General features: G+C 49.9%; 22 protein-coding genes. 5 read left to right on the top strand and 17 right to left on the bottom strand.

The features are described 5' to 3' along the window. Positions 1-18: 18 nt before the first annotated feature. From dinF to lexA, 3 genes are all read right to left on the bottom strand, one after another. Complete coding sequence (gene dinF, locus AC6R1A_RS18305) at positions 19-1,365, bottom strand: MATE family efflux transporter DinF (RefSeq protein WP_500633539.1); 1,347 nt, start codon at positions 1,363-1,365, stop codon at positions 19-21. A 42-nt stretch (positions 1,366-1,407) separates the two neighbouring features. Then, a complete protein-coding gene (locus AC6R1A_RS18300) occupies positions 1,408-2,220 on the bottom strand; it encodes a class I SAM-dependent methyltransferase (protein ID WP_500633541.1) in 813 nt (270 codons plus the stop codon). 125 nt (positions 2,221-2,345) lie between these two features. Beyond that, positions 2,346-2,966, bottom strand: coding sequence for a transcriptional repressor LexA (gene lexA, locus AC6R1A_RS18295; RefSeq protein WP_500632159.1), 621 nt, complete (start codon positions 2,964-2,966; stop codon positions 2,346-2,348). 307 nt (positions 2,967-3,273) lie between these two features. Here lexA and plsB point away from each other — a divergent pair, with 307 nt between their 5' ends. Beyond that, a complete protein-coding gene (gene plsB, locus AC6R1A_RS18290) occupies positions 3,274-5,712 on the top strand; it encodes a glycerol-3-phosphate 1-O-acyltransferase PlsB (RefSeq protein WP_500633540.1) in 2,439 nt (812 codons plus the stop codon). A 90-nt stretch (positions 5,713-5,802) separates the two neighbouring features. Here the strand turns inward: plsB and ubiA are convergent, their stop codons facing one another. Further along, positions 5,803-6,657: a 4-hydroxybenzoate octaprenyltransferase gene (gene ubiA / locus AC6R1A_RS18285; RefSeq protein WP_487902842.1), complete on the bottom strand. Its 855-nt coding sequence runs from the start codon at positions 6,655-6,657 to the stop codon at positions 5,803-5,805. Next, a complete protein-coding gene (locus AC6R1A_RS18280) occupies positions 6,654-7,196 on the bottom strand; it encodes a chorismate lyase (RefSeq protein ID WP_334555586.1) in 543 nt (180 codons plus the stop codon). The genes ubiA and AC6R1A_RS18280 overlap by 4 nt, the downstream gene beginning before the upstream one ends. 165 nt (positions 7,197-7,361) lie before the next feature. Here AC6R1A_RS18280 and AC6R1A_RS18275 point away from each other — a divergent pair, with 165 nt between their 5' ends. Further along, positions 7,362-7,769: a flagellar basal body-associated protein FliL gene (locus AC6R1A_RS18275; RefSeq protein WP_500632156.1), complete on the top strand. Its 408-nt coding sequence runs from the start codon at positions 7,362-7,364 to the stop codon at positions 7,767-7,769. A gap of 64 nt (positions 7,770-7,833) precedes the next feature. Here AC6R1A_RS18275 and glpG read toward each other — a convergent pair whose 3' ends face one another. The 6 genes from glpG to ftsY all read right to left on the bottom strand — a co-directional run bounded on the left by glpG (position 7,834) and on the right by ftsY (position 13,315). After that, positions 7,834-8,673 (bottom strand): rhomboid family intramembrane serine protease GlpG, encoded by an 840-nt coding sequence (gene glpG / locus AC6R1A_RS18270; protein ID WP_334555588.1) that lies wholly within the window; start codon positions 8,671-8,673, stop codon positions 7,834-7,836. A gap of 23 nt (positions 8,674-8,696) precedes the next feature. Beyond that, complete coding sequence (gene glpE / locus AC6R1A_RS18265) at positions 8,697-9,020, bottom strand: thiosulfate sulfurtransferase GlpE (protein WP_334555589.1); 324 nt, start codon at positions 9,018-9,020, stop codon at positions 8,697-8,699. A gap of 419 nt (positions 9,021-9,439) precedes the next feature. Further along, on the bottom strand, positions 9,440-10,297 hold the full coding sequence (rpoH, locus tag AC6R1A_RS18260; protein WP_334555590.1) for an RNA polymerase sigma factor RpoH: 858 nt from the start codon (positions 10,295-10,297) through the stop codon (positions 9,440-9,442). A 167-nt stretch (positions 10,298-10,464) separates the two neighbouring features. Then, entirely contained in the window at positions 10,465-11,433 is a 969-nt protein-coding gene (ftsX, locus tag AC6R1A_RS18255; RefSeq protein ID WP_500627814.1) for a permease-like cell division protein FtsX, read from the bottom strand. Next, positions 11,420-12,097 (bottom strand): cell division ATP-binding protein FtsE, encoded by a 678-nt coding sequence (gene ftsE / locus AC6R1A_RS18250; protein ID WP_500633480.1) that lies wholly within the window; start codon positions 12,095-12,097, stop codon positions 11,420-11,422. Before ftsE ends, ftsX begins: the two co-directional genes overlap by 14 nt. Before the next feature lie 30 nt (positions 12,098-12,127). Then, the gene (ftsY, locus tag AC6R1A_RS18245) at positions 12,128-13,315 is read right to left on the bottom strand and encodes a signal recognition particle-docking protein FtsY (RefSeq protein WP_500627813.1); all 1,188 of its coding nucleotides are present in this window, start codon (positions 13,313-13,315) and stop codon (positions 12,128-12,130) included. 207 nt (positions 13,316-13,522) lie between these two features. Between ftsY and rsmD the strand changes: the two genes are divergently transcribed. Together rsmD and AC6R1A_RS18235 are read left to right on the top strand one after the other, a co-directional pair. Beyond that, positions 13,523-14,128 carry a 16S rRNA (guanine(966)-N(2))-methyltransferase RsmD gene (gene rsmD / locus AC6R1A_RS18240; protein ID WP_500633481.1) on the top strand — a complete coding sequence of 202 codons (606 nt, stop codon included), beginning with the start codon at positions 13,523-13,525 and terminating at the stop codon, positions 14,126-14,128. Between the two features lie 27 nt (positions 14,129-14,155). Then, positions 14,156-14,428 carry a DUF1145 domain-containing protein gene (locus tag AC6R1A_RS18235; RefSeq protein ID WP_334555595.1) on the top strand — a complete coding sequence of 91 codons (273 nt, stop codon included), beginning with the start codon at positions 14,156-14,158 and terminating at the stop codon, positions 14,426-14,428. 94 nt (positions 14,429-14,522) lie between these two features. Here the strand turns inward: AC6R1A_RS18235 and AC6R1A_RS18230 are convergent, their stop codons facing one another. From AC6R1A_RS18230 to AC6R1A_RS18220, 3 genes are all read right to left on the bottom strand, one after another. Beyond that, positions 14,523-15,107, bottom strand: coding sequence for a YhgN family NAAT transporter (locus AC6R1A_RS18230; protein WP_334555596.1), 585 nt, complete (start codon positions 15,105-15,107; stop codon positions 14,523-14,525). A 93-nt stretch (positions 15,108-15,200) separates the two neighbouring features. Further along, positions 15,201-15,824 carry a lysoplasmalogenase gene (locus tag AC6R1A_RS18225; RefSeq protein ID WP_500633482.1) on the bottom strand — a complete coding sequence of 208 codons (624 nt, stop codon included), beginning with the start codon at positions 15,822-15,824 and terminating at the stop codon, positions 15,201-15,203. A 938-nt stretch (positions 15,825-16,762) separates the two neighbouring features. After that, entirely contained in the window at positions 16,763-17,131 is a 369-nt protein-coding gene (locus tag AC6R1A_RS18220; RefSeq protein ID WP_487902836.1) for a DUF4145 domain-containing protein, read from the bottom strand. 260 nt (positions 17,132-17,391) lie between these two features. Here AC6R1A_RS18220 and AC6R1A_RS18215 point away from each other — a divergent pair, with 260 nt between their 5' ends. After that, a complete protein-coding gene (locus AC6R1A_RS18215) occupies positions 17,392-17,721 on the top strand; it encodes a DUF2500 domain-containing protein (protein ID WP_334555599.1) in 330 nt (109 codons plus the stop codon). Here AC6R1A_RS18215 and AC6R1A_RS18210 read toward each other — a convergent pair. The 3 genes from AC6R1A_RS18210 to AC6R1A_RS18200 all read right to left on the bottom strand — a co-directional run bounded on the left by AC6R1A_RS18210 (position 17,718) and on the right by AC6R1A_RS18200 (position 20,604). After that, complete coding sequence (locus tag AC6R1A_RS18210; RefSeq protein ID WP_500632150.1) at positions 17,718-18,731, bottom strand: acyltransferase; 1,014 nt, start codon at positions 18,729-18,731, stop codon at positions 17,718-17,720. The genes AC6R1A_RS18215 and AC6R1A_RS18210 overlap by 4 nt on opposite strands. A gap of 99 nt (positions 18,732-18,830) precedes the next feature. Continuing rightward, positions 18,831-20,051 (bottom strand): organoarsenical effux MFS transporter ArsJ, encoded by a 1,221-nt coding sequence (gene arsJ / locus AC6R1A_RS18205; protein ID WP_500632149.1) that lies wholly within the window; start codon positions 20,049-20,051, stop codon positions 18,831-18,833. Between the two features lie 64 nt (positions 20,052-20,115). After that, complete coding sequence (locus AC6R1A_RS18200; protein ID WP_500633483.1) at positions 20,116-20,604, bottom strand: cyclin-dependent kinase inhibitor 3 family protein; 489 nt, start codon at positions 20,602-20,604, stop codon at positions 20,116-20,118. Positions 20,605-20,607 lie beyond the last annotated feature (3 nt).

Genomic DNA, 20,607 nt, shown 5'->3' with positions numbered 1-20,607 from the left:
TTCTTCGCAGCCATGACCTCAAATCGACTCAGGAAAGAACGCGCCCGCTCGCCACTGGCGATACAAAACCCACCCTAATGCCATGCCTCGCGCGGCCATAAAACAGAGCATCGATAACCAAAGCGCGTGGTTTTGCAACGCCTCAAACAGCCAGAATAGAATGAAGAACCCACAGGTCGCGACAAACATGCTGTTTCTCATTTCTCTTCCTTTCGTCGCGCCGACAAAAATACCGTCGAGTAGAAAACACCACATAGAAACCAACGGCATGGCTACCAGCCAAGGAAGAAAGTGCAGCGCTTGCTGCTGGACGGACTCAATATCCGTGATCATTGCGATCAAGGGCGATCCCAGTTGGGCAAACACCAACGTCAATATGGAGCAAATGATCAGACTCCAGAAAAAGGTGCCCAGCAATGACTGCGTCAGTTGATGACGATCTTTTGCGCCGATGGCCTTACCGACCATTGCCTCCATTGCATAGGCAAAGCCATCCATTGCGTACGAGATCATCATCAAGAAACTCATCAAGACGGCATTCGCCGCGACAATCTCATCGCCATAGTTTGCGCCTTGAAAGGTCATAAAGGTAAACACCGCTTGTAGGCAGAGCGAGCGAAGGAAGATATCTCGATTCAGTCTGATAAAACGGCTTAGCCCACGGGTGGTGGCACGCAACACATCACCAATAGGCGGTAGGTTCTGCTGGTGCCATGTTCGCCATACGCAGAAAAAACCAAAACTCATACCGGTGTAATCGGCCAATACCGACGCCCAAGCCGCCCCTTCGACTTGCCACTCCAACCCGATCACAAACAGCAGATCGAGTGCAATATTGGTCGCGTTGGTGATCACCACCATCCACATGGGCGCTTTTGCGTTTTGTGTTCCAAGCAGCCAGCCAAGCAGCACAAAATTGGCTAACGCCGCAGGCGCGCTCCAAACACGGATGGAAAAGTATTGTTCACCATAAAATTTGACTTGCTCGCTGGCCTCACTGAACTGAAAGACGATATCGGCCACTGAAGCATGCACGATGAGAAACAGCAGCGCAAAAAGCCACGCCATCGCGAGCCCTTGCGTCAACACAAGCGCCAACCCATGCCCTGACTTCCCGCCATACGCTTGGGCCGCTAAACCTGTGGTGGCCATGCGCAGAAACCCGAGCAACCAGAAAGTCACACTGATCATGGTGGTACCTAGCGCGACACCGCCTAAATACCACGCATGTTCTAAATGACCAATAACCGCGGCATCTACCAGCCCCAACAGAGGCACAGTGATGTTGGACAGCACCATAGGAATGGCGAGCCACAAGACTTTTTTGTGAAGAGAGAGATTGGAAAGAGTATCAAGGATCTGCACGGGTGGAATTCACTTAAGGACGATGTGTCCAGTGTAACCTTATCACCAGCGCAGCTGAACCACCACGGGCGTTAAACGATGCTTGAGGCGATGAATTTTTCTCAGCCATCGTTGCCACAGCTTCCAACGATGACAGTGCTGATCTAAAGGCGAAAAGAGTTTCACTGAACTTGCCCAAGGTAGTATGCGTTTAACCATCTCATCGGCCGACTTATAACCGTGCGCGTAGTGTGATGAGCCCATTTTCTGCCCCAATGCACTGGGTGTTAGGTCTCCGGCCAACACCAAGCACGCTCGGGCACTGTCAAAGTGACACCCCATGGCTTGAATGAAACGGGCAATTTGTCGTTCATTGCCATCAAGCAGTGCACATTCGCACACAATCATCACTGGAGATTTTTCCCCGATAGGTAGAGACGACATCCAACTCAAATCGGTAACACTGCCGCATAAATGGTGGTAGCGCTCACTGCGATGAAACAGCTTTTGCCGCCACAATAGATTTTCGGTGACATCCAGTTCGAGCCAATGGCAACGGCCATTGTCGACTCGGTAGAACCGAGTATCCAGCCCAGCGCCAACATTAATAATCCAGCCGTCTGGGTTATGTTGGATAAAGTGTTTCACTTGCAGGTCACACAGCTGTGTAATGGTCGCATGGAGCAGCTGTTTTTGAGGAATATCGCCCGATAAACACTCTGGCGCTAACTCACAATGTCGGCACGCGTTAGCGGCGATAGGATCGTAAACCAAGCCATTATCGACAAGGCTTTCACGACTGCGAAGCCACAAGGGCTGCAAAAGATTGGCGGGGATTTGATAGCGCGAATGCGCGTTGTGGTGCCGGGAAGCCATGCTCATTATCTCTCTATCGCGAATGAAGAAATGATAATGAATATCAATTGCAACATCAAGCGCAAGCGAACGCATCTTGATGTTGCTCTCAAAGGCAAGACTGACTCAGAGGACTCGACGTCGAATTACATCCAGTCGGTATTGCGAATGATGCCAACCGCTAGACCTTCAATCGCCAGGTTTTGGCTAGTTAAATCGACCTTGATTGGCGAAAATTCTTCATTTTCAGCGTGAAGCAGTACCGTTGACCCTTTACGTTCCAAACGCTTTACCGTCACGTCATCATCGACACGCGCGACAATCACTTGGCCATCACGAACGTCTTGTGTCTTATGAACTGCTAGTAGATCGCCATCCATAATGCCGATGTCTTTCATACTCTCGCCGTGAACGCGCAGTAGGAAGTCAGCCTGTGGCTTAAACATACTCGGGTCCACTTGGTAGTGTGCCTCAACATGTTCCTGAGCCAAGATAGGTTCGCCCGCAGCGACTTGGCCAATCAGTGGCAGCCCTTCGTCGTCATTAGCGGCATCGTTCAACAACACACGAATACCTCTTGAGGCACCGGGAATAATTTCAATCACTTGCTTACGTGCGAGCGCTTTCAAGTGCTCTTCCGCTGCATTGGCAGAGCGAAAACCGAGCTCACGGGCAATTTCAGCGCGGGTTGGCGGCATTCCGGTCTCATCAATTTTACTTCTGATGAGGTCAAAAACTTGTTGTTGGCGGGGCGTTAAGGGCTTCATAAGTCACCTGTCTTTTTATACAGTTAACTGTGAGTATATCCAGTATTGAGAAAAAGGAAAGGGTTAATGACGGATTTTATTTTCTGGTCGGGCTTAAGCTATTTACCTCACATTGATGCTTTCATGCTCAATTATCGTTAAAAGGTTTGACCAGTTTCTGCTATCCTTGCCAGCTGAAAACCCGCTTGGGCTTATTTCCACTTCTCAGGAGGCTCGGTGAGAGGCGTCAAACGCTCACACCCAACGGCCGTGACAGAAGTGGAAATGCGCTTTGGCATACTTTTGATTTTTGAGGCTAAGAACCTTTATGTCTTCTGGACACTCTTTCTCGCGATCTTTGTTAAAGCTGCCACTGTCAGTCTTAGTCAAAGGGACGGCGATTCCTTCCGATCCGATTGCTGATCACAATATCGATGTCGACAAACCGATTATCTACGCATTGCCATACCGCTCAAGTGTTGACTTGCTCGCCCTGCAAAAGCAGACGCAAAGACTTGGCTTGCCGGATCCGTTAACGCCGCTAGAAATCAACGGCAAATGTTTCCATCGCTACGTATTCACCTCGGCGCGCAATACTGTGGTGAGCCGAGACGATGATGTGCCTCGCGAATCCGTGGCGCTATTTTCTGAGCTGCTCGAACTGCACAAATTCGATAGCGAACTGGACGTTCAGATGATCCCTGCCACCGTGCTGTGGGGACGAAAACCAGGCCGAGAGTCTTCGCATAAGCCTTATTTGCAGTCGCTAAACGGCCCACAAAAAGCCAAAGCGGTGCTGTTTTCTGGTCGAGATTGTTTAGTACGCATCAGCCCTGTGGTCTCTCTACGCTATATGGCGGATGCGCATGGGACCGATTCGTCGATTGCACACAAACTCGCTCGTGTGGCGCGCATTCATTTCTCGCGTCAGAAACTGGCCGCCTCTGGGCCAAACTTACCGAGTCGCCAAGCACTATTTCAACGCTTACTCAAATCCAAAGCGATTGAGAAAGCGATTGAGGATGAAGCGAAAGCCAAAGACATTTCCATTGAAAAAGCGCGCAAAGCGGCGCATGACATCATGGATGAAATCGCGGCAGACTTTTCTTACTCCTTGGTCAAAAGCGGCGATCGCATTTTGGGCTGGCTGTGGAACCGAATCTATCAAGGCTTGAACATCAACAATGCCGCAGCGGTGCGCAAGCTCGCTCAAGATGGCCACGAGATTGTCTACGTGCCGTGCCATCGTAGCCATATGGATTACCTATTGCTCTCTTACGTCTTGTATCACGAGGGCATGGTACCGCCGCACATCGCGGCTGGTATTAACCTGAACTTTTTCCCCGCCGGACCGATTTTCCGTCGCGGCGGCGCCTTCTTTATCCGTCGCAGTTTTAAAGGCAACAAAATTTACTCGACGATTTTCCGCGAGTACCTTGCTGAACTGTTTGCCAAAGGCTACTCGGTTGAATACTTCTCTGAGGGCGGGCGTTCTCGTACCGGACGTTTGCTGCAAGCCAAAACCGGTATGCTTGCGATGACCATCCAAGCGATGCTGCGTGGACTCAATCGTCCGGTGACGCTTGTGCCTGTCTACATCGGCTACGAGCACGTGATGGAAGTGGGGACGTACGCTAAAGAGCTGCGCGGCAAGCGCAAAGAGAAGGAAAACGCGAGCTTAGTGCTGCGCACCATCCGTAAACTGCGTAACTTCGGACAAGGCTACGTCAACTTTGGTGAGCCGATCCCACTCAACCAGTTCCTCAATGAGCAGGCACCGGAATGGACGAAAGATATCGATCCGATGGGCGCTTCTAGGCCACAGTGGCTCAACCCAGTGGTCAATACACTAGCGACCAAAATGATGACCCACATTAACGATGCGGCCGCTACCAATGCGCTGACCTTGTGTGCCACGGCGCTGCTCGCATCAAGGCAGCGAGCGTTATCGCGCGATAATCTCGTCAGCCAAATCGATTGTTATCTCTCGATTTTGCGCAATGTGCCTTACTCATCGACCTACACGGTACCGACAGAGAGCGCAGAAGCGTTAGTGCAACACTCTGAAACGTTGGATAAGTTTGTGCTAGAAACCGACTCGATGGGCGAGATTGTGTCACTCGATCGCAACCAATCGATTTTGATGACCTACTACCGCAACAACATCATCCATCTGCTCGCCTTGCCTTCATTGATTGCCCAAATGTTGGTGCGTCACCAAGCGATGAGCCTAGAGCAGATCAAACAAAACGTTGCCTTAGTGTACCCGTTCTTAAAGCAAGAGCTGTTTTTGAGTATTGAGGAGTCTCGACTCGATGAACTTACCGAGTCCTACATCGAAGAGATTGCGCGCCAAGGCCTGGTGAACATCGACCACGAAGAGCAGGTCTCCATCAACCAAGCCAACAGCCAAGTGCTGGTCCTGCTTGGTCGCACCATCAGCGAGACATTGCAGCGCTACGCAATTGCGCTCAACTTGTTGGTAGCCAACCCAGAACTAGGCAAGAGCGATTTGGAGCAGCAGAGCCAAGACATTGCACAGCGCCTTGGTCGACTGCATGGCATTAACGCACCTGAGTTCTTCGATAAAGGGGTGTTTGCGGCGTTATTCACAACGCTCAAGCAGCAAGGCTACCTCGATGTGGAAGGCAACTGCGATTTAGACAAGAGCCAAGCCTACGCATCATTGCTCTACTCGATGCTCTACCCTGAAGTACGCTTGACCATACAAGAAAGCATTTATCAGTCGGTGGATGCGACGCGATAAACCACAAAGGGCACGATGATCGTGCCCTTTGCATATCCCCTCTCCTATCTAGAGAACCTTAGCGCTCGAAACAAGAGGGTGACGAAACGGTTACCAAAACGCGATCGCCAGTCCTATCGCGACACTCAACCCCACATAGTTGTTATTAAGGAAGGCGCGAAAGCACAAGTCTCGCTCACGATGACGAATCAAATGCTGCTGAAAAACAAACAACGCCCCCACCACCAGCAAGCTCCAGTAGTAACTCGCGCCAAGCGCATAGTAGACACCCACATAAATCAGCATCGCTAGCGTGGTCAGTTGCAGCGCGCCAATGATGGTTTTATCACGGCGACCAAACAGAATCGCGGTCGACTTAATGCCTATCTTCAAATCATCGTCGCGATCAACCATGGCGTATTGCGTGTCATAAGCAATCGTCCACAGAGCGTTAATGGCAAAAATAAACCACGCCATCATCGGCAAGGTATTCGCCTGCGCAGCCCAAGCCATTGGAATGGACCAACTGAACGCTAAGCCAAGAAACAGCTGAGGTAGATGGGTATAGCGCTTCATAAATGGATAGATGAACGCCAAAAACAGCCCAACAAACGACAGTTGGATGGTGAGCGGATTCATGGTCAGCACTAATAGAAATGAGGCCACCGCCAAGATAAGAAACAGACCGACCGCTTCTTTCGCCGACACGCGCCCAGACGGTAACGGACGCTGCTGCGTGCGCTTAACATGGCCATCAACACGACGGTCAGCAAAGTCATTAATCACGCACCCTGCGGCGCGCATAAAGATGACACCCAGAACAAAGACAATGAGCACCATAGGATCAGGGCGCCCTTGCCCGGCAATGATCAATGCCCATAGTGTCGGCCAAAGCAGCAGTAGCGTCCCTATCGGTTTGTCCATTCGCATCAGTTGCCAATAGGCGATGGCTTTTGAAGCGCTCATTGCACACTCTCCTTAGTGTAAATCGGGGCGGTAGGCAGAAACAGCTCGGCAACCAGCATGGGTTTATGGTTCATCCACAATCGGGAGCGGCGCGCCAATAAACGGCCTCCCTCGACCTGTGCCCAGCCAACTTGCAGTGCATCACGTTTGACGTTGTCGGCGCTAAAGACGGTCAGTCCAAGTGGGATCTCGCCTTGCGCGGTCAAATCAACATGCTGCTCTTGCAGTGAGGATTGAGGAATTAAGGTCCGCCCTAGCACCCAAGCGGTCTCATCGCCTTTCAATACCACTTTACGTAACAAACACGCTTCGTGGCTCAACAAGGCGATCTCTTGGGCATTCAAACGTTCCGATGACACAATGCGGTTGTGCAGCAAATCGACACTTAAGGTTTGGCAATACGATTCCAATAAACGTGACAATGAGCCCTGTTCTAACAGCCAATCTTTGGCGATCGGCGTTGGAAAGCTAAACTGGTCGGGATCATGCCATTCGACCTCTCGTAGGGCAGACAAACAATGCGAAGTTGATGGATTCATACTAGTATTCAATAGTCAGCTTTATATCGTAAAATAAAGCTTAAATAACAACGTTAACCACGGTATCGAGTGTTCAACGCCTCTTTTAATCACAGACAGAGGCAACATTGTAACAAGACTCTGACCTTTCGAATATCGTGAAAAGAAGAAAGAAAATCGCCCACTATGATGAAACGTTACCTAGCGCAGCTTTTTGTTGCTGCGAGTCTGCTCGTTAGCCTCCCCTCCTTGGCAGAAAAGGAAGGCGGGCCTCAACTGGCGTATTTCACGCTGGAACCGGATCTCACCACGAATTTTTATACCAAGGGTAAAGATTTGGGCTACGTTCAGGTGCGCATTGACATCATGGTTGCTAATCAAGCCGATTTGGCGGTGATTGAGCTGCATCAGCCTTTGATTCGTGATGCCGTGATCGAGTTGCTCGGGCAGCAGTCAAAAGACACCATCACCTCGCTGGCAGGACGAGAAGACTTGCGTAAAAGCCTAGTCGAAGAGCTCAACTCGATTTTACTGCCGGAAACCGGAAAAACCGTCATCGCGGATCTGCTGTTTACTAAATATCTCTACCAGTAAACGTGCACCCGTCAATCTCGATAGGTCTGTTAACGCCGCTAACGCGGCGTTTTCTATTTTGTCCCTACCCTTGGTATTTGGCTTTGCTCGCATCGAGTAACCCTAAGCCAACCCCAGACAACAGCCCCACCAAGTGAGCGGTATTGGCAATGGCCATAAAGGGCTGCATAAAGCCAAGCACCAACCAAACCAACATAAACCCAATCACCTGTTTTGGCATCATCAAACCGAGCGCGGGCGCCTTGTAGCCCATCATCCAGATGTATCCAACCAACGCGTACACCACACCAGAGAGGCCGCCAAAGTTGGCGCCTTCAACCCAATACTGCCCAGCGCCTGAGAGTGCCGCCGAAAGGACAAACAGTTGCAACAGCTTCCCTTGACCCAGTCGCTGCTCTATATCACCGCCAAGTTGCCACCACCAAAGTAAATTGAACACGATGTGCAACGCCGAAAAATGCAACACCGCATGACTGAGCCAGCGCCAGAGCTGCCATTGCTGGCTAGCGTCCGCAGGGAAGTGAAGCGCGAGGAAAATCGCTCGCCCTTGACCTATCTGCTGAAGAACAAAAATCACCACACATAGCAGCATGACGGCTAAAGTGATCGGCCCGGCTTTCGCTTTGATCATCGCGATGAAACTGGGTGAACGGTACTGGAAAGGATTGACTCGGGTATCCGCCACCTCCCACGACGCAGCGTGGTACTTATCTGCATTCGGGTTAGCCAGAAATTGCTCAAGCTCCTGCATCACCAGATCATAATGCTCACTTTCTTTGAGGAATAAGACAAAGTCGTCACTCTCCTCATCGCGCATCATGCCAACGGTGATTCTACGAGCCGCCATGTAATCAACAAAAGCTTGGCCCATTCTGGGGTTCTTGATGGTGGTCACTCTTACCATTAGGTTATCCTGAAAGATTGGGGTTAAGCCGTCTGCACGGTAGGTAGCCCAGCGCGATGCCAGGCTTCAAAACCACCATCCACACTGTATACCTGCTCAAACCCTTGGTTCACTAAATATTGCGCCGCACCTTGGCTGCTGATCCCGTGATAACACATCACCAAAACCGGCTGGTCAAACTCCACCTCGTCCATAAAGGCCACCATGGTGTCGTTGGTCAGATGATACGCATGCGTAGCATGCGCAACGGCAAAGGATTGTGGATCACGAATATCCACTAGGCGCGCGCCTTGCTGCTCAATCATTTGCTGCGCAGAGGCAACATCGATGTGCTGAAACTGGTCCATTTACTTTCTCTTTATGCTTTTATTGTCTGCGCTCATTGTAACCTATCCAACGGAGGACAAGTACTGTCGGTTAATAAGGTTATCCACCAGCGATCAAAATGACGTCATCTGTGGATAAAGTTGTGGATTGCGTTGATAAAGTGTTTGAATTAAAAAAGATCCACAATATGTAGTGATGATCATAACTATTCTGTGAGTGATTCAAAACATATCCCCATAGAAAAACCCGCCATTAGGCCTTTATTCACCCTGCTTTCTGACATCTAGCCAAGAAATTCCCCACAGAGTTATACACAGGAGTGAGCGTTGAAATGATCGCCAACTGGTTAATATAAAATGCTTTATACGATCCAAACAAAAAGCCGAGGTCACAAGACCTCGGCTTTTCATGTTTGTGTTTCGCGCTTTGCGTTAGCGGATTAAAACTCGCCGACTGCGGCTTTGAGCTTCTTCATCGCGTTTTTCTCAAGCTGGCGAATACGCTCAGCAGATACGCTGTAGGTATCAGCTAACTCTTGCAACGTCGCTTTGTTGTCATCTAACCAGCGAGAGCGAACGATATGTTGGCTACGCTCATCAAGACTTGAAAGCGCTAGGCTCAAGCGATTGTTGGTATGAGCTTCCCAGTTGGCCGCTTCGATATTTTCTGCGACGTCAGAGGCTTTATCTTCAAGGTAAAGCATCGGAGCCGAGTAAGATGTACCGGTGTCATCGTCATCACTAGAAAGCTCAAATGTCGCGTCTTGCGCAGCGAGACGAGATTCCATCTCACGCACTTCTGAAGGCTCAACACCCAACTCTCTTGCGACGGTTTCCACCTCGCCGTTGTTGAACCAGCCTAAGCGTTTCTTCGACTTACGCAGGTTGAAAAAGAGTTTGCGCTGCGCTTTGGTCGTGGCGATCTTGACGATACGCCAGTTGCGAAGTACGTATTCATGGATCTCTGCTTTGATCCAGTGCACGGCGAACGAGACAAGACGTACACCAACTTCGGGATTGAAGCGTTTGACCGCTTTCATCAAACCGATGTTGCCTTCTTGAACTAAGTCGGCCATAGGTAGGCCGTAACCAGAATAACCACGAGCCACATGCACAACGAAACGAAGGTGCGAAAGGATCAATCCTTTAGCGGCTTCAATTTCACCGTCATAGTGTAGTCGTTCGGCAAGTTCACGCTCTTCGTCCGCGGTCAGCATTGGGTAGCTGTTTACGGAGCGGATGTAGCTGTCTAAGCTATCTTGAGTTACTACCGCCATTGGATACGCTTGGTTAGTCATTCAAATCCTCATCAATCTCTGATCTGGAGTGTAATTTAACCCATCAATCTTGAACTCAAAATGAACAAGTTTCAAGCTGGGATTTGCCATTATGCATAAAGCACGCTCAGGCACAATAGAAAGTATACGCTACCGTATACTTTTTTCATTATTATGACCACGCCCTGTTAAACAGGTTCAATTTCTTTTAAATGGCGCCGCGCCGACACTTTCGCCGCCAAGCAGCCTAGAAAGATGCCAAGCATGATCAGTAAGAGCGACTCATCCCAACTGAGCCCGATAAGACGAAAACGGCTGTCATAGAGCAGCGCTAATTGCTCTACGCTGTGATTAAGGACGATGGTAATGATGGCCGTCAGTATCCATGCGCTCAATGCGCCGAGTAAACCAAACCACATCCCCGAGTAGAGATAGGGGCGCAAAATAAAGCTGTCTGTCGCGCCAATCAACTTCATGGTTTGAATCTCTTCTTTATTTGCCAACACATTGAAGCGCAGCGTGTTGCCAACAATCAAAAACACGGAGCAGAGCATCAGTACAGACAACGTAATGATGATCCCGGTGACCAGTGTCTTAATCGCATCGAGCTTTGTCAGCCAATCTTCGTCCAAACGCACATCGGCGATGTCTTCTTGCTCTGCAACCTCTGCCGCAAGGCGCTTGATCATCGCTTGGTCATCGCTGCTTGGGGTAATAATAAGCACGCCCGGCAGCGCGTAGTTATCAAGCAATGAGATCGCCTGTTCAAAGCCAGAGTACTGGCTAAAGTCTTCTAAACCTTGTTGCGGCGAGATGTAATCGACTTTGGCGACTTCAGTTCGGCTCTCTAACTGATCTTTTAGCACCATCACCTTCGGCTCTGGCGTCTGCTGCTTAATGTAAGCACTCACTTGCGAAGGGCTGGTCACGTCACTAGAGGCAGCGGCGATGTTTTTACCGAGCAAATAGAGAGCGGAGGGCATGGCGAGCGCCATGGAGATCACCGCTAGGGTCAAAAAGTTTGCCAGTGGTCGAAACCAGAGCGCCGCAAACGCTAACCGCGCCTGCTTAAAGTGCACCGACAAAAAGCCATCACGCTGGACTCGATTCTGGCTCGCGCGGCCTTGCTTTGTCTTCACTCGCTTATTCGCGGCCATAATCTTCGACCTCACTCAAAAAACCTTGATTCAGTTCCAAATGGCGATATTGCGGCCGAGTGTTGACCAGCCCGACGTCGTGAGTGGCAAGCAATATGGTGACGCCTGCACGATTGAACTCTTCAAAAAGTCGCACCACTCGGTTGGAGAGATCAGGGTCGAGGTTGCCGGTCGGCTCATCCGCCAGTAATAACGTCGGACGATTGACCACGGCTCGAGCGATCCCGACGCGCTGCTGCTCACCACCAGAGAGTTGACTCGGCAGGCACTTGGCTTTATTCAGTAATCCCGTTTTGTCTAAGGCCGCCGAGACGCGGCGCTTAATTTCGTTTTCCGAGATGGATTCAATACGCATCGGCAAGGCCACATTGTCGAAGACACTGCGATCCATCAATAAACGATGGTCTTGAAACACAATGCCAATATTGCGGCGTAAAAATGGAATGTCTTTGCTTGGAATTCGAGTGATGTCGTGCTCATTGAAACTGATTTTTCCATCCGTTGGACGTTCAATGGCACAAATCAATTTTAACAATGTGCTTTTCCCTGCACCGGAGTGACCACCTAAAAAGGCCATCTCCCCTCGGCGCAAATGAAAGTCTACTTTTTGCAGCGCTTGACGACCGCCTCGGTACGCCTTACTCACTTGCTGAAATTTTATCACCCGAACGTCCTCTCACAGGTCTCAGTCAGCTTAATCTTCGCGGCTAAACAGTGCGTTGATAAATTCTTGTGTTTCAAATGGGCGCAAATCGTCAATGCCTTCCCCGACACCGATGTAACGAATCGGGATTTGGAACTGATCCGCAAGCGCAAAAATAACGCCACCTTTGGCCGTGCCATCCAACTTAGTCAGCGTGATGCCGGTTAATGGCGCCACATCGCTAAATAGCTTGGCTTGGCTGATCGCGTTTTGCCCAGTACCCGCATCTAGGGTGAGCATAATTTCATGCGGCGCTGAATCATCGATTTTCTTCATGACACGCACAATTTTGCGCAGTTCTTCCATCAAGTTGGCTTTGTTTTGCAGGCGACCTGCAGTGTCGGCAATGACGACATCCACGCCTTTCGCTTTGGCAGATTCAATCGCATCATAGATGACCGAGGCGCTGTCTGCGCCGGTGTGCTGCGCGACGACGGGCACGCTATTGCGCTCACCCCATACTTGCAGTTGCTCAACGGCTGCGGCGCGGAAGGTATCCCCAGCGGCCAGCATGACACTCTTGCCTTGTGCTTGGAACTGCTTGGCCAATTTGCCGATCGTCGTGGTTTTACCAACGCCATTCACGCCGACCATCAAAATCACGTACGGCGTTTTACTGCTGTCCACCACCAATGGCTGCTCGACTTTGGCCAAGATATCCGCCATTTCGTCTTTAAGGAGATCGTACAACGCTTCGCCATCTTTTAATTGCTGACGAGTGGCTTTTTCTGTCAATGAATCAATGATTTTGACTGTGGTATCCATGCCGACATCAGCAATCAAGAGCTGCTCTTCAAGCTCTTCAAATAGCTCGTCATCAATCTGCTTACCTTTGAACAAACCAAAAAAGCCTGCACCTATGTTGGCTTTGGTGCGTGCAAGGCTACGCTTTAAACGTGCGAAAAAGCTCTCGGTCGGTTTCTCTTGTTCAACCACACGAGGGGCCACCACCTCAGGTGTAGCGTCAACCTCAGGGGCGACATCAACCTCACTGGCTGGCTCATTGGCTGACTCACGAGGCTCTGGCGACACCTCGGCATCAGGCTGTGTCTCTTGGGCGGGCGACTCGACAGGCTGCGCTTCTTGTTGTTGTGCTGATTCACGGCTCTCGGCTTGTGTCTGCTCTTCGTCACCAAAACCTAACCAAGAGAGTAAACCGCGCTTCTTTTTTTCCGACATCTGGAGCATTCCTAGATAGTAACTATTAACTTCGCGTGCATTACAGGCTGCATACCCTGTATAAATGCACGCTAACGACCGAGTGACGCTTTCCCTGCATTCAGATGATGCGTTACACTCTGTCCTTACTGAAAATTGGGCTATATTACCGCGCTCATTGCTTGAGCGACTGGATATAGTATCACTTTATTAGCGGTCAAAAAATCTATGGTAAGACGTCGCCAGCAAAACACATCACAAAATAAGCCATCCACTGGCTTTGTTCGCATCATTGGCGGTATTTGGCGCGGGCGAAAGCTGCCTGTTCACGATGCCCAAGGGTTGCGCCCCACAACCGATCGCGTCAAGGAAACCTTGTTTAACTGGATCGCGCGCGACGTGCCAAGAGCCAAATGTCTGGATCTGTTCGCAGGCTCTGGCAGCTTAGGGTTTGAGGCGGCTTCTCGTCAGGCGGATGAGGTAACATTGATTGAACTCAACCCTACCGCTTTCAAGCAGCTGAAAGCGAACGCTGAAGCGCTAAAGGCTGACACTCTCAAAGTGCACAACGGCGACAGCTTGGCGTACCTTCGCCAAGCCGGCACACCGCACCATGTTGTCTTCATCGATCCGCCGTTTCGCCAAGGTTTATTGAATGAGGTGGTGACCCTACTCGAACAAAACGGTTGGTTGGCCGACGATGCGATGATCTATATTGAAACAGAGAAAGAGTTGGTGCTCGATTGCATTCCGGCTCATTGGCACCTGCACCGCGAAAAGGTGGCCGGTCAAGTGTGTTACCGTCTGTATGAGCGACAGCACACCGAGAACTAACAAGCAGAGAACAAAAGGACGAGATCGATGCCTCTATTTATTCTGGCCGGAAAAGCCCTATTTAGCCTAGTGTGGTTGGTGCTGGTGTGGAACCTCATCGCCCCCTTCCCTGGCAACACCGCGTATGCCCTGTACGCGATGTTTGCCTTTATGCTGATCATGCACGGGATCCAATCTGCGATTTTTATTCGCGCGTTCGCTAAGCCCTACAACCTCAGCGCTTGGGAGAAGTGGTCTTTTCTCTTTTTTGGCGTGTTTGCCTTACTGCATATTCGTCAAAAATACATGCAAAACTCCTGATAGCGTTTTCAGACATCATCTTCTGTAACGACACACGCCGCCCAATGGGCGGCGTGTGTCGTTACAGCGAAGTCGTCGTAATGCTGCGAGCGATTTATCCCAGGTAGCCTTTAACACCATCTAAGAACATCTGAGTTGAAATCATGATCAGCAACAGCCCCATCAGGCGCTCAACGGCTTTTAAACCACGCTCACCCAAAATTCGGTGGAAGAAGTTATAGAACATCAAGATAAAGAAGGTCGCGCCCCAAGCGAGCATCACCGCTCCCGACAGTTGCAGCAGTTTGTCAGGGTGTTGACTAGAGAGCAGCAAAATCGCCGCGATCACCGATGGGCCCGCAATCATAGGGATGGCCATCGGGACAATAAACGGCTCTTCCCCAGCCGCCAAGCCAGTAATGCTACCCGCACTAGGGAAGATCATCTTGATTGCGATGATAAAGAGGATAATACCGCCGGAGATACTCAAGGTTTCTGGCTGCACGTGAAGGAAGTTCATGATGCCCTTACCAGCAAACAGGAACAGCAGCAAAATCGCTAACGCGAACAGCAATTCACGAATCAGGACGCGACGACGACGTTTCGGCTCTAAGTGCTTAAGAATCGACAATACAATCGGCAAATTGCCCAGCGGATCCATGATCAAAAACAGCATGGTCGCGGCAGATAAAATGTCCATGACTCACCTCCAAATAAAAAGTCGGCGAAGTATAACAATGTCGCGATCAAATTGGCAGTAAAGCGGTAACCTAAATGATACAGCCCGTTGACGCTAGAGGATCATCGCCGCAGTAATCAGAGAGTGAGCCAAAATATAGCTGCCCGAAATCAGGTAACGCCCCCCTTTCACTGGATGACGATAATCATGTAGGGCAAGCAGCACCGCGGAGACCGTCAGCACAAGCGTCCCAACAAAACCCAGCGCTGAGGAGAGCGAGTGCTGAGACAACCACACTTCACCCGCCGCCCAGTTGAGCTGCAATAACACGCTGCCCATGACAACAACCGGAAAAATCAGTTGGTCCAATTTCGGTAACAAAAGGAAGAAGGAAACAATCCCGATAGCAAGCAGCATGGCCGGTAACCACCACACCATCTCTCCCGAGAGCTGTAACCAAAATGATGTGCTATAGCAAAGTTGGGCGGCAATAAAGGCAGAAAAACACCACTTTGGCCACCGGCCGAGCAAATAGAGGCTATCTGCCGCGACGGAAACCAGAAGGCCCAACGTAATCCATCCAGCAATGACTGGCGCAGCGCCGCCATCACTCCATAATAAGACGACCAACATCAACAACGACATTGTTTTAAACAATGCCGCTTGTCTTGGGTTATTGCTTTCATCGGCAGAGATACTAATAAAGCTCGATAATGCGACCGACAGCCAGCTCCACATGTGTTCACCTCTTTTAAACTGAGGTGCCAGTGTAGGCGGGGGATAGCGGATGTCCAGATCGCGCCATCAAAACTTCGATCTTGATTAGGCTTCTCAACGATTTTCTCTGCAAGGCGCTCAAGCTTAACGCAACCAAGCAATGCCAAACGCCAGCTTGTAGGAATAATCTGAAAAACAGACGAACTCAGCCCCTATTGAGTGATGTGACAATGAAGCGATCATTTCTAAGCAAAAACCCAGAGAACAGATAAGAAAAACAGAAACAAATCCAATCATATTAATAAGTTAAACAAAAATCTTGGAGTACAAAAAACCGTCTTTACAAATTATCTCTTTTCTAGACTGTGCGCTGCCACCCTTCACCCTCTCATTCACGACAAAAAATGATAATCATAACGGCAAAACTACGACTTTAACCAAAATAATTCCACCAGCCAAAAATAAGCCCCATAAAACACAAAAATCAGAAAAATAGAACGAACAACAGAATACATAAACATTAAAATACAATCACTTAAAACTAAAATTCACACACAAGAACAAATAAAAACCAACACAAAAACCAAACATTCACCGGGTAAAAACAGGCAAAAACCGGGAGTTTTAACAGAAAATTAACAGCACTTTTTCTCTATAGGGATAAAATAGCTTGATAACCCCCCAAAACTATTGCTATTCTAAAAGGCATAGAGTTAAGCATCACTATTAAGGAGCAGTGTTATGATTACTTCTTCACAAAAACAAGGACTTGTAATGATCGCGGTTGTTGTTGGCCTAATGACACTGCCGATGTTGTACTAGTCTGAATTGTAAAAAACAAAAAAGGGACGCCGTAGCGTCCCTTTTTTGTTTTTGCCTGTTTTACCACCTATCTATGGCGACCTTATCGACACCTGCGCTGTTTATCCGCAAATCACAAAACATCGATTAATGGCCTTTTAACCAAGGTGCTTAGTTAAAACATCCCAATGTGCATAATAGAAGAACAGCGCCGCTAAGGTCGCCATGGTCATCAGCACAATCGCCGTTCGCCAAATAAACCGACTGCTTCGCGGGATCAGTTCTTTTTCACACTCATCACACGTGTTGAGAAAACTCGCTGGGTCTTCAAGCTGGTAATCGTATTCGTGTACCACTTTGTTCCGAATCGTCGCGATATAACGCAGCTTGCCAATCACATCATGAGGTAAACGCTCTTCGCAACTTGTAACAAGCTGATGCAAGCCTTTCCCCTCTGCGTGATATTGTGTCCGAAGGAGCTTCTCGATTTTACGAGTTCTCGTAATGACACTCTCAATATCAGACATAATTTCCCTCCGTCTCCGTTAGTTTAGGGAGAATTCAATCAATGCGCTATCCAGTTTTGGCAAATTTTTCACAGTTTCGAGTAAATTTGTGTAAAGGAATCAACAAGTAACTAACATGAACGGACACGGCATCACCGCCTGTGATATCGCTCGAGAAATGTGAGAAATCCACTGAAACGTCACTAAGATATGTGGGCTGGATCTGACATCCCCACCTGAAGCGGATTACACTAACGCGGTACTTTTGAGGAGCCCGTTGTATGCCTATTACTCTGTTTGTCGCGATTGTGCTGTTTGTGCTGATCAGCGGCGCACTGTTTGTTCGCTTTTATCGCCAACACATGCAAGGCGAAGGCTCGCAGGAGCAGAGCGCGCAGGTCACGATACTCGATAAACAGAGTGTGCCGGTCGAGCATGCCGCCCCCGGCGAAGATGATTTGGAATACTGGATTTATGTGCAAAAAGGTCGGCTTGGGCCTAAGCGAGAATTTCAAGTCGGCGTCCACTACTACCACGCACTAAACCCAGGGGACAAAGGCACCCTGACCTATCAGGGCGACACCTTTCTTCACTTCGCACGCCAGCGTTAGGGGAGTAGCCAGCGCGTTTTACTCGATAGAGAAAGGCAATGACTCATGAGCAGTGCGCCCGCGCCGCTAAGCAATATCCACAATGGGATCACCCAGGCAGGATGGCCTTGATACCAACCGTACTCTTTCATTGGCCACAAAAAAATAGGATGCAACAAGTAGATCCCCAAACTGTGCTTACTCACCACGCCTACCCCTTTTGCCACCTGCGGCGATAAGCGTTCTCCCAGCCCTCGACACAGCATGAACACCATACTGGCAGCCAACACCACATTGAGGGTTTTATAGGAGAGCCAGCGACCGACCGTGTATTCGCCCGACGCAACACTGTACGTCACCACCATGTGCACCGTCACCCACAAGGCCACACCACCAAGCAGCATGCTCACCCCTAACAAGGTTCGGTTGAGCGGTACTCTTTGATAGAGCAAGTAGCCAAGAGGTAAGTACCCACTATAGAGCCAAAGCTCGTGGCTCCATGGCCCATCAATTCGGAATAGATATAAGGTCGTGGTAAGCAGCCAGATGGCGACATACGCCCACAACGCGCCATCGCCATACTCCTTCACCACATACTGAAAAACAGGAATGACAAAATAAAGCGGGATAAAGTAATAGAAGAAGCCAAGGTGATAGTAAGTTTCATGCTGGGCGCTACCTAACAGGACCGCTTTGACCGTCTGAGCATCAAAACCTTGCGCGCTCCACCCTGAAAGATAGGCATAAAAAATCGACCATACGACAAACGGAATCAGCACCTTACCCAAACGGCGCTGAACGTAATAGCGCAAATCAAACGGGCGAGTATCGCTCAGCATCAAGGCGCCACTGATCAAAATGAACACCGGAACGGCCCAACGCGTCACCCCGTTGACTGCCACCGCTGTCCACCATTGCTCAAAAGGAATAACGCCCAATTCGTGCCGGTAAGGAGCGAGCACATGAATGGCAATCACAGCGACAGCCGCAACACAGCGAAGCAAATCAAAAAAGAGGACTCGTTGGCGCATAGGATGGATCTCTTGTCTGGGATCTCTCGACTATAACAAGAAAAGCGCTGACAAAAGGGAAAACTTCGTCAGCGCTTTGTGAAGACTCCTACCAAGCGATCAAGCAATGGCAGGCTGTTTCACTTTTGGTAATTTCAATGAGATCAGCGTCGTTAGAGCCAAAAACGCAAACGACACCCACAAGCAGGCCGCCAAGCCCGCCACCTGAAATACCCAGCCAGAAAGAATGGTGCCGATCAAACGCCCCATCGCATTGGCCATATAGTAGAAGCCAACATCCAGTGAGACACCATCGCCCTTGGCATAACTGACAATCAGGTAAGAGTGCAGTGACGAGTTGACCGCGAATATCGCGCCAAACACCATTAAGCCACCAACAATCACCCATTCCGGTTGCCAACCGATCTGCACGGCATAGGCAATAGCCGCCGTCACGACGGCGAGTGCCCCGGCCCAGACTAACGCTGCATGACCATCAGGCACGCGGCCCTGCGCTTTGCCGGTGATCTTCGGCGCCAAGCCTTGCACTATGCCGTAAGCGATGGTCCAGGCAGCGAGAAATCCCCCCACCCACAAATGCTGCCAACCAAAAACAGAACCTAGGTAGATAGGTAAGGCGACCACAAACCACACATCACGAGCGCCAAACAAGAATAGGCGCGCTGCCGAGAGGATGTTGATGGACTCAGATTTAGAGAAAATCTGCGTAAACTTGGGTTTGTTTTTGGCTTTGCCCATACCACTGTCTAAGCTCAGCACACTGCCAATAAAGACCAAGGTCAGCACGCCTGCCATCAGCAATACTGCGGACTTAAAGCCCACCAGCGAGAGCAGTAAACCACCGATAAAAAAGCCCGCCCCTTTTAGGGCATTTTTGGAGCCGGTTAAAATCGCGACCCATTTATACAGCGAACCTTGCTGCTCATCCGGCACTAACGTTTTGATCGAACTTTTCGCGCTCATCTTGTTCAGATCTTTAGCAATACCCGATAACGCCTGCGCCGCCATCACCCAAGGGATGGTCAGCCAAACGTTCGGCACCGCCAACATTAATAACGCGCCGATTTGCAGCGCCAGCCCTAGATTCATGGTCTTGTTGAGGCCCAAACGCGCACCGAGCCAGCCGCCGACCAAGTTGGTGACGACGCCAAAGAACTCGTAAAACAAGAACAATGAGGCAATTTCGAGCGTGCTGTAGCCCAGATCATGAAAGTAAAGCACCACCAACATACGCAGGGCGCCATCGGTGATGGTGAAATTCCAGTAATTAAACGTGACCAACATGTATTGGCGGACGCTTTTGCTCAGGTTAGCGAACATAATTCACCTATCGCGATGTTTGAGCGCTTTTGAGTTGCCATAGTCCAAAAGCGCTCTTCGGTTGTTAGCCAGCTACGGATTGAATGTAATCCACTTGCACAGGCTTAGTGAATGCGCCCGGGCGCAGCGCCTGCACTTCTTTAATGATGGTCTCTAGTGGCCAATTTTTTTCCAGCAACAGATGGGCAGCGAATAGACCGGTACGACCCGAGCCGCCCATGCAGTGCATCGCTACTTTGCCGCCATTATCGACAATACGGTGCAGCGTTGGGCTAGCGAGTTTCCACTTAGCCGCAAATTCACTGCCAGGGGCGCAGTCGTCTTCTATTTCAATTTGAAACCACTGCATACCGAGCGCTTGGGTTTTTTCGCCCAACGCCGCGACATCTTTACTGGCTAATTCCGCATCGTCGAGCGCAGTGACGATCGCTTCAACACCTTGTGCTTTGAGTTGTTCAAGCGAGGCATCAAGGTCTGCGTCTTTTGTACCTGGACACGGCGTCAGCACCAACGCACCTTGTTCTAAATCCAGTTGCCATGTTGGGTGTGTCATGAT

The organism is Vibrio sp. R10-SG3-ISO3 (assembly GCF_059834225.1).
The sequence above is the reverse complement of the archived record's forward strand: the minus strand, read 5'-3'. Positions and strand labels throughout refer to the sequence as shown.

Bases quoted from the DNA above. Each gene is read 5' to 3' on its own strand.
- AC6R1A_RS18300 (WP_500633541.1), bottom strand. From the start codon at position 2,220: ATGGCTTCCCGGCACCACAACGCGCATTCGCGCTATCAAATCCCCGCC.
- lexA (WP_500632159.1), bottom strand. From the start codon at position 2,966: ATGAAGCCCTTAACGCCCCGCCAACAACAAGTTTTTGACCTCATCAGA.
- plsB (WP_500633540.1), top strand. From the start codon at position 3,274: ATGTCTTCTGGACACTCTTTCTCGCGATCTTTGTTAAAGCTGCCACTG.
- ubiA (WP_487902842.1), bottom strand. From the start codon at position 6,657: ATGAGCGCTTCAAAAGCCATCGCCTATTGGCAACTGATGCGAATGGAC.
- AC6R1A_RS18280 (WP_334555586.1), bottom strand. From the start codon at position 7,196: ATGAATCCATCAACTTCGCATTGTTTGTCTGCCCTACGAGAGGTCGAA.
- AC6R1A_RS18275 (WP_500632156.1), top strand. From the start codon at position 7,362: ATGATGAAACGTTACCTAGCGCAGCTTTTTGTTGCTGCGAGTCTGCTC.
- glpG (WP_334555588.1), bottom strand. From the start codon at position 8,673: ATGGTAAGAGTGACCACCATCAAGAACCCCAGAATGGGCCAAGCTTTT.
- glpE (WP_334555589.1), bottom strand. From the start codon at position 9,020: ATGGACCAGTTTCAGCACATCGATGTTGCCTCTGCGCAGCAAATGATT.
- rpoH (WP_334555590.1), bottom strand. From the start codon at position 10,297: ATGACTAACCAAGCGTATCCAATGGCGGTAGTAACTCAAGATAGCTTA.
- ftsX (WP_500627814.1), bottom strand. From the start codon at position 11,433: ATGGCCGCGAATAAGCGAGTGAAGACAAAGCAAGGCCGCGCGAGCCAG.
- ftsY (WP_500627813.1), bottom strand. From the start codon at position 13,315: ATGTCGGAAAAAAAGAAGCGCGGTTTACTCTCTTGGTTAGGTTTTGGT.
- rsmD (WP_500633481.1), top strand. From the start codon at position 13,523: ATGGTAAGACGTCGCCAGCAAAACACATCACAAAATAAGCCATCCACT.
- AC6R1A_RS18235 (WP_334555595.1), top strand. From the start codon at position 14,156: ATGCCTCTATTTATTCTGGCCGGAAAAGCCCTATTTAGCCTAGTGTGG.
- AC6R1A_RS18230 (WP_334555596.1), bottom strand. From the start codon at position 15,107: ATGGACATTTTATCTGCCGCGACCATGCTGTTTTTGATCATGGATCCG.
- AC6R1A_RS18225 (WP_500633482.1), bottom strand. From the start codon at position 15,824: ATGTGGAGCTGGCTGTCGGTCGCATTATCGAGCTTTATTAGTATCTCT.
- AC6R1A_RS18220 (WP_487902836.1), bottom strand. From the start codon at position 17,131: ATGTCTGATATTGAGAGTGTCATTACGAGAACTCGTAAAATCGAGAAG.
- AC6R1A_RS18215 (WP_334555599.1), top strand. From the start codon at position 17,392: ATGCCTATTACTCTGTTTGTCGCGATTGTGCTGTTTGTGCTGATCAGC.
- AC6R1A_RS18210 (WP_500632150.1), bottom strand. From the start codon at position 18,731: ATGCGCCAACGAGTCCTCTTTTTTGATTTGCTTCGCTGTGTTGCGGCT.
- arsJ (WP_500632149.1), bottom strand. From the start codon at position 20,051: ATGTTCGCTAACCTGAGCAAAAGCGTCCGCCAATACATGTTGGTCACG.
- AC6R1A_RS18200 (WP_500633483.1), bottom strand. From the start codon at position 20,604: ATGACACACCCAACATGGCAACTGGATTTAGAACAAGGTGCGTTGGTG.